This is a genomic window from Lyngbya sp. CCY1209 (genome assembly GCF_035615495.1).
Lineage (GTDB): Bacteria > Cyanobacteriota > Cyanobacteriia > Cyanobacteriales > Microcoleaceae > Limnospira.
The window spans coordinates 19,198-27,311 of the sequence record NZ_JAJENU010000197.1; the positions used below are offsets into that span (position 1 = coordinate 19,198).

At 56.1% G+C, this 8,114-nt stretch carries 8 protein-coding genes and 1 pseudogene; 8 read left to right on the forward strand and 1 reads right to left on the reverse strand.

The window, feature by feature from the left end; translation table 11 throughout:
• The first annotated feature begins 32 nt into the window (after positions 1-32).
• From LKE08_RS03485 to LKE08_RS03520, 8 genes are all read left to right on the forward strand, one after another.
• On the forward strand, positions 33-443 hold the full coding sequence (locus LKE08_RS03485) for a phosphomannose isomerase type II C-terminal cupin domain (RefSeq protein WP_324702806.1): 411 nt from the start codon (positions 33-35) through the stop codon (positions 441-443).
• 284 nt (positions 444-727) lie between these two features.
• Positions 728-1,057: an iron-sulfur cluster assembly accessory protein gene (locus LKE08_RS03490; RefSeq protein ID WP_324702807.1), complete on the forward strand. Its 330-nt coding sequence runs from the start codon at positions 728-730 to the stop codon at positions 1,055-1,057.
• Between the two features lie 199 nt (positions 1,058-1,256).
• The gene (gene rpsL, locus LKE08_RS03495) at positions 1,257-1,631 is read left to right on the forward strand and encodes a 30S ribosomal protein S12 (protein WP_324702808.1); all 375 of its coding nucleotides are present in this window, start codon (positions 1,257-1,259) and stop codon (positions 1,629-1,631) included.
• Positions 1,632-1,754: 123 nt separating this feature from the next.
• Entirely contained in the window at positions 1,755-2,225 is a 471-nt protein-coding gene (gene rpsG / locus LKE08_RS03500; protein WP_324702809.1) for a 30S ribosomal protein S7, read from the forward strand.
• Positions 2,226-2,296: 71 nt separating this feature from the next.
• Complete coding sequence (fusA, locus tag LKE08_RS03505; protein WP_324702810.1) at positions 2,297-4,390, forward strand: elongation factor G; 2,094 nt, start codon at positions 2,297-2,299, stop codon at positions 4,388-4,390.
• A 113-nt stretch (positions 4,391-4,503) separates the two neighbouring features.
• Positions 4,504-5,733, forward strand: coding sequence for an elongation factor Tu (gene tuf, locus LKE08_RS03510; RefSeq protein WP_324702811.1), 1,230 nt, complete (start codon positions 4,504-4,506; stop codon positions 5,731-5,733).
• A gap of 169 nt (positions 5,734-5,902) precedes the next feature.
• Positions 5,903-6,211 carry a 30S ribosomal protein S10 gene (gene rpsJ / locus LKE08_RS03515; RefSeq protein WP_198012903.1) on the forward strand — a complete coding sequence of 103 codons (309 nt, stop codon included), beginning with the start codon at positions 5,903-5,905 and terminating at the stop codon, positions 6,209-6,211.
• A gap of 76 nt (positions 6,212-6,287) precedes the next feature.
• The gene (locus tag LKE08_RS03520; RefSeq protein ID WP_324702812.1) at positions 6,288-6,929 is read left to right on the forward strand and encodes an LON peptidase substrate-binding domain-containing protein; all 642 of its coding nucleotides are present in this window, start codon (positions 6,288-6,290) and stop codon (positions 6,927-6,929) included.
• A gap of 268 nt (positions 6,930-7,197) precedes the next feature.
• Here LKE08_RS03520 and LKE08_RS03525 read toward each other — a convergent pair.
• Positions 7,198-8,114, reverse strand: a pseudogene (locus tag LKE08_RS03525) (hypothetical protein); the annotation flags it as partial.

Sequence of the window (8,114 nt, forward strand, 5' to 3'; positions counted from 1 at the left end):
GCCCGCTATATTTCTAAGGACAGAAGATTATTATGGTAGCCACCCAAGACCGTTCAACAGTTTCCGCCCTCGAAAAATCGACCTCCATTCAAGCTGTTGCCGCCACTGAGCTGCGGCCCTGGGGTTCATTTACGACTCTCGAAGAGGGGCCCGGCTACAAGATCAAGCGCATCGAGGTCAACCCCGGACACCGCCTCAGCCTGCAAATGCACCACCACCGCAGCGAACACTGGATCGTGGTCTCCGGGACGGCGAAAGTGACCTGCGGCGACAACGAAGAGGTGATTTTCTCCAACCAATCTACCTACGTCCCCCAATGCACGAACCACCGCCTGGAAAACCCCGGCGTCATTCCCCTGGTACTCATTGAAGTTCAAAACGGAGAATATCTCGGCGAAGACGACATCGTTCGCTTCCAGGACGATTACTCTCGGGCTGGCTAATGCGATCGCACTGTTCCCTCGAACGCTCCAATTAATTAAATGCTCGGACTAACTGCCTTTCCAAGTTGCCACCGCTTTTCAGGATCGGGGACGGCTTGGGAAGGTTCTTGATTGCAGGTGGTCTCGGATTCGCCGAAATGATACACTGATGGGGCTAATTGAGACGGCGGACTCCGTTTCCGACTCGACGACACCGATCGCCAGAAAGTCCGGACATCCGACGACTCTCAAACCCTGACGACGAACTTTTTTTGGTTTTGTCCCCATTCTTCATTCCCCGATCTATGATTGAGATTACTCAAGCGGCTCTCAACGAAGTGCTGCGCCGGAAATCCAAGCAGAATGACCCCGACCTCCTGTTTCGGTTGGCGGTGAAGTCGGGCGGATGCTGCGATTGGGTCTACCAGTTTGGATTCGAGTCGCTCCCGGGGCCGACGGACGTGGTTGGCCAGTGCGGTCCCCTGCAAGTGGTGACAGACCGCGAGAGCTTGCCCTATATCGAGGGGTTGACCCTCGACTACTCGGAAGATTTGATGGGCGGCGGATTTCGATTTGACAACCCCAATGCGGCCCGGACTTGCGGCTGCGGTCACTCCTTTGTCTCCAAGTCGTGAAGGAAATGTTCCCCTCCCCCCGCACCCACCGAAAAAAAAGTTTGCCAAAAGCCGTTTCATCCTCTAATATAGAGTTTTGGGTATCCGCATCTGACTTATAGATTAAGATGAAAATCCCATCCCCAGCCCGGGGAGGGGTATTTCAATGGAGATACCGCAACCCTTAAAACTGCCGAATTGATAGATTATGTGGTAACTTATGCCCACTATACAGCAACTCATTCGTTCTGCACGGGAAAAGACTCTGAAAAAAACGAAGTCTCCAGCTCTCAAGAGTTGTCCGCAGCGCCGCGGCGTGTGTACCCGTGTTTATACGACAACGCCCAAAAAACCAAATTCAGCACTTCGTAAGGTGGCAAGGGTGCGGCTCACCTCTGGTTTTGAAGTGACAGCATATATTCCGGGCATCGGACACAACTTGCAGGAACACTCGGTTGTCATGATTCGCGGCGGTCGGGTCAAGGATTTACCCGGCGTTCGATATCACATCATTCGTGGAACGTTGGACACCGCCGGGGTCAAAGATCGGCGCCAGGGCCGCTCCAAGTACGGGGCGAAGCGTCCGAAAGAGTAAGTCGCGAGAGTTTCGGGAATCTAGGGTCGCCGGCTTTTGTCGTCCGATGAAAACCTCGGTCTCCCGGGATTCCCAGAGCTGCAATTTTGTAGTGAATGAATTTAGTGTTGAGGGAAGATAACTATGTCTCGCCGTCGGGTAGTTCAAAAACGTCCGGTTCCCCCCGATCCGAAATATAACAGTCGCTTGGTCAACATGATGGTGCGCCGTATCATGCGGCACGGAAAAAAATCCGTCGCTCACCGGATTGTTGATGACGCGCTGGTCACCATCGGAGAGCGCACTGGCTCCGACCCGCTGGAGTTGTTTGAAAAAGCCGTGCGGAACGCCACGCCCCTGGTGGAAGTGAAAGCCCGCCGGGTCGGCGGTGCGACCTACCAGGTGCCGATGGAAGTCCGCTCCGAGCGGGGGACGACCCTGGCCCTGCGCTGGCTGATCCACTTTTCGAGAACGCGCTCCGGGCGATCGATGGCCAGCAAACTAGCCAACGAGCTGATGGATGCGGCCAACGAAACCGGGAGTGCGGTTCGGAAGCGGGAAGAGACGCACCGGATGGCAGAAGCCAACAAAGCCTTCGCCCACTATCGGTACTAAAATTGGTTTGGGTTAGCAGTCAGTTCCAGAAACGTATAAAATCTTAATAAAGGTTTAAAAAGGAGGTAGCTGTGGCACGTACCATCCCGCTTGAGAGAGTACGTAATATCGGCATCGCAGCCCACATCGATGCGGGCAAAACGACCACCACTGAGAGAATCCTGTTCTACTCCGGCGTGGTTCACAAAATGGGCGAGGTCCACGACGGAACTGCTGTGACCGACTGGATGGCTCAAGAGCGGGAGCGTGGGATCACCATCACGGCTGCTGCGATTAGTACCAGTTGGCTCGACCATCGCATCAACATCATCGACACCCCGGGTCACGTGGACTTCACCATCGAAGTCGAGCGCTCGATGCGGGTTCTGGATGGGGTGATCGCAGTCTTTTGTTCCGTCGGCGGCGTCCAGCCCCAATCCGAAACCGTCTGGCGTCAGGCCGAGCGGTATCGGGTGCCCCGGATTGTATTCGTCAACAAGATGGATCGCACGGGAGCCGACTTCTTCAAGGTTTACAACCAGATCCGCGATCGCCTCCGGGCCAATGCGGTTCCCATTCAGGTTCCCATCGGCCGCGAGAGTGACTTCCACGGCCTGGTGGATTTGGTCGGCATGAAGACCTATATGTACACCAACGACCTGGGAACTGATATCCAAGTCAGCGACGAGATTCCTGAAGAAGTCAAAGATCTGGTCGCCGAATACCGGGAGAAAATGCTCGAAGCGATCGCCGAAACCGACGAAGCCCTGATGGAGAAATATCTCGAATCCTTGGAAGGGGGCGACCCGCTGACCGAGGATGAAGTCCGTCACGGCATTCGCAAGGCGACCATCGAAGGGACGATGGTTCCCATGCTGTGCGGTTCCGCATTCAAGAACCGGGGCGTTCAACGGCTTTTGGATGCTGTGGTAGACTATCTTCCGGCTCCGACGGAGGTTCCCCCCATCAAGGGAATTCTCCCCAACGGAGAAGAAGCGGTTCGTCCGGCGGATGATGATGTCCCGCTGTCGGCTCTGGCTTTCAAGGTGATGGCTGACCCCTACGGGCGCCTGACCTTCGTGCGGGTCTATTCCGGCATCCTCCAAAAAGGCAGTTACATTTACAATTCCACCAAGGACAAAAAAGAGCGGGTTTCTCGCCTGATCGTCCTCAAGTCCGACGATCGCATCGAAGTGGAAGAACTTCGAGCCGGCGACCTCGGGGCGGCGTTGGGCTTGAAGGACACCCTGACCGGAGACACGATCTGCGACGACGCCAACCCGATTATCCTCGAGTCCCTGTTCATCCCCGAACCGGTCATTTCCGTGGCGGTGGAGCCGAAAACCAAGCAGGATATGGAGAAACTCTCCAAAGCCCTGCAGTCCCTCTCGGAAGAAGATCCGACCTTCCGGGTTTCCATCGACCCGGAAACCAACCAGACGGTGATCGCCGGGATGGGGGAACTGCACCTGGAAATTCTGGTAGACCGGATGTTGCGGGAGTTCAAAGTCGAAGCGAACATCGGCGCCCCCCAGGTGGCCTATCGAGAAACCATCCGCAAGTCCATTCGCACCGAAGGCAAATTTATCCGTCAAAGTGGCGGTAAAGGTCAGTACGGCCACGTGGTGATCGAACTCGAACCGGGCGAATCGGGCACCGGATTTGAATTCGTCTCCAAGATCGTCGGGGGGTCTGTTCCCAAGGAATATATCAATCCGGCGGAACAGGGGATGAAGGAAGCCTGCGAATCCGGAATCATCGCCGGGTATCCGCTCATCGACATCAAAGCCACTTTGGTGGACGGGTCCTACCACGATGTGGACTCCTCGGAAATGGCGTTCAAGATTGCCGGCTCGATGGCAATCAAGGACGGCGTAACCAAGGCTTCCCCCGTGCTGTTGGAGCCGATGATGAAAGTGGAGGTCGAAGTTCCCGAAGATTTCATCGGGAACGTGATCGGCGACCTCAACTCCCGTCGCGGCCAAATTGAGGGTCAGGAGACCGATCAAAGTCAGGGAATCGCCAAGGTGGTCGCCAAGGTTCCCCTGGCGGAAATGTTTGGCTACGCCACCGATATCCGCTCGAAGACCCAAGGTCGTGGGATCTTCTCGATGGAGTTCAGCCATTACGACGAGGTTCCTCGCAGCGTGGCTGAAACCATCATCGCCAAGAGCAAAGGCAGCTAGAGATGGGGGTGGTGAGGGGGCGGTGTCGGCTTCACTTAAATTGCCCCGCCGCTCTTTCCCCCCACTCGCCAATTCGATCGTCCAACATCTAGAATCTCAAACGAAACATCAATATGGCACGCGCAAAATTTGAACGGAATAAACCCCACGTTAACATCGGTACCATCGGTCACGTTGACCACGGCAAAACCACGCTGACCGCTGCAATCACAATGGCATTGGCGGCGGCAGGCGGAGCCAAGGCTCGGAAGTACGACGACATCGACGCCGCTCCCGAAGAGAAGCAGCGGGGGATCACCATCAACACGGCCCACGTGGAGTACGAAACGGAAAACCGCCACTACGCCCACGTGGACTGCCCCGGACACGCCGACTATGTGAAGAACATGATCACCGGCGCGGCTCAGATGGACGGCGCGATTCTGGTGGTTTCCGCGGCGGACGGTCCGATGCCCCAAACTCGCGAACACATCCTGTTGGCGAAGCAGGTGGGCGTTCCCAGCATCGTGGTCTTCCTGAACAAGGCGGACATGGTGGACGACGAAGAACTGCTCGAACTTGTCGAACTCGAAGTGCGGGAACTGCTGAGTTCTTACGATTTTCCGGGCGACGACATCCCCATCGTTTCGGGTTCCGCCCTGCAAGCCCTGGAGTTTCTGACCGAAAACCCGACCACCGGCCGGGGTGATAATGACTGGGTTGACAAGATTCACGCCCTGATGGACGAGGTAGATAAGTACATCCCCACTCCCGAGCGGGCCATCGATAAGCCCTTCTTGATGGCGGTGGAAGATGTCTTCTCGATCACGGGTCGGGGTACGGTGGCCACGGGCCGGATCGAGCGGGGTAAAGTCAAGGTCGGCGAAACCGTCGAACTCGTCGGAATCAAAGATACCCGCAGCACCACCGTCACCGGTGTGGAAATGTTCCAGAAGACTCTGGACGAAGGGATGGCCGGAGACAACGTGGGTTTGCTGCTCCGGGGGATTCAAAAGGCCGATATCGAGCGCGGCATGGTGATTGCCAAGCCCGGATCGATCACGCCCCACACCCAATTTGAGGCGGAAGTCTACATCCTCAAAAAAGAGGAAGGTGGGCGTCACACTCCGTTCTTCTCGGGCTATCGTCCCCAGTTCTACGTTCGGACAACGGACGTGACGGGTACGATTGATGAATATACTGCCGATGACGGTAGCAAGCCGGAAATGGTGATGCCGGGAGACCGTATCAATATGACGGTGACATTGATCTGCCCGATCGCGATCGAGCAGGGAATGCGCTTCGCTATCCGCGAAGGCGGCCGCACCGTCGGAGCCGGTGTCGTTGCCAAGATTATCAAATAAGGTGACATCGCAGCCGTTCGACCGACTTTAAACTGGCAGAAAAGCGATCCGAGTCCGGGTTGCTTTTCTGCGCCCTTTTGCCCGGTCGAATTCCCCTCCATCGGAGTTCGACCCGTCGCAACTGAAATCAAACCGAACCTCGAAAACTAAACAGCACACAATGGCTACCATTCAGCAGCAAAAAATTCGCATCCGTCTCAAAGCCTTCGATCGCCGCCTCCTCGACACCTCCTGCGAGAAGATCGTCGATACGGCCAACCGCACCGGGGCCACCGCGATCGGACCGATTCCCCTGCCCACCAAACGCCGGATTTACTGCGTCCTGCGCTCTCCTCACGTCGATAAAGATTCCCGGGAACACTTCGAGACCCGCACCCACCGCCGGATCATCGACATCTATCAGCCCTCTTCAAAAACCATCGACGCCCTGATGAAACTCGATTTGCCCGCCGGGGTGGATATCGAAGTCAAACTCTAGGACGTTTCGCCAAAACAGGGGTAGCCCGAAATCCGCTAAAGTAAAAAGAAAGAAGCGCACACTGTACTAAGGGACAATGGCATCATCTTCCTCTCTTGCTGTTCGAGAACTTCCCCTGTTTCCGCTGCCGGAAGTGGTCCTGTTTCCAGCCCGACCGCTGCCCCTGCACATTTTTGAATTTCGCTACCGGATCATGATGAACACCATCCTGGAGAGCGATCGCCGCTTCGGGGTGCTGATGTTCGATCCCACCCAGGGGCAAGTCGCTTCCGTCGGCTGCTGCGCCGAAGTGATTCAATACCAGCGGTTGCCCGACGATCGCATGAAAATTATGACCCTGGGACAGCAGCGATTCCGAGTCCTGGAAGCGGTGCGGGAAAAACCCTACCTCGTTGGTTTGGTGGAATGGATCGAAGATGAGCCACCCACCACCGACCTCAGACCCCTGGCTAAAGATGTGGAAATCTTGCTGCGGGATGTGGTCCAACTCTCGGGCAAATTGATGGACCAACCCATCGAACTCCCCGACGACATCCCCGACCTCCCCACCGAACTCTCCTACTGGGTCGCCAGCAACCTCTACGGCGTCGCCTCCGAACAGCAGACGCTCCTGGAAATGCAGGATACGGTGGCTCGCCTCCAGCGAGAAGCGGAGATTTTGACTTCAACTCGAAATCATCTCGCCGCGCGGACAGTTTTGAAAGATGCCTTAAATTGAGCCGGGTCGAGCCAAAGCCATCACTCACCCGGCTTTTTTATGGCAATCAGCTCTCAGCATTCAGCATTCAGCAAAGGTTGACAGCCTATCATTGCTAGGTTTCGGGCTTTTCGGATGTCCCGACCGTTTTGGCGACTGCTATCAATCAGAAATGGGGGGGGCGCGATCGCACTCAAGCGCGAAACCACGCCGACCCCCCGTCGATTATAGTTGTCAGCTATCAGCTATCAGCTATCAGCTTGCGGTCAACCGTTCGCGATTCGGAAATTTAGCTTTTCGTCGGCTTCCAGAACCCGTACCAGTGCCGGATTGCCAACCAGGCGACGGACAGCAGTCCCGCCACTCCCAACGTCAGGCCGCTGTAGGGGACCAGCAGGGCAAAAACCGGGAGGACACCCCCGGCCACCGTACAGGCGATCGCGGCTCCGGCACTCCAGCGGTTCGACCCCAACCCCCACATTAACACTAACCAAATCCCAGAAATGACCGTCCACGCCAGACGCGGATCGACCAGACGGCTGGTATAGGTCAACATTAGCAAACTGGCAAAAAATATTCCCGCCGCGATCGCCACATCCTTCAACCCCATCGGTATGGAAAAATAAAGCAGCAGAATCCACCACAGAAAAATCCCCGGTGCCAACAGTAATAAACGCGGCAGAACCCCCGTATTTTTCACCGATTCCGTCGCCGTAAACACGCCGAAGGGATTGCGGACCGAAACGTTGCCCTCGAAAACCCAGGTCATTTCCCGCAGCCGTCCCCGTTCCTCCGTGAGGGTGGGAATTGCCCCGGCAAAATCGGCGTCGGGGAAATTGGCGATCGCATTTAACCGAAAATTCGACAACAACTGTCCGACGGATTCATACACCCAGCGCGGCGCACCCTGAGCTTTATATTTGACCTGAAATGTCGTCCTCTCCCCCGGTGGCAACTGAAACGGAAAACTGTAATTTCCCGGCGCGATCGGATCGAGGCGTTCTCCCTCCCGCCAGACCTGAAAATCCCGAAGCAGGGAATAGCCGTAGGGGGGACTGATATCGAAGAAAAAGTCCCCAACCCCTTCTCGGGAATTCGCCACCTGATATTCCGCCTCGAAATCGACGCTTTGACGTACTCCCCGCACTAAAGTGACGGGGATTCTGAATATCACTATCCAGACTTTCTCTTTCGGCGAGTCAGCTT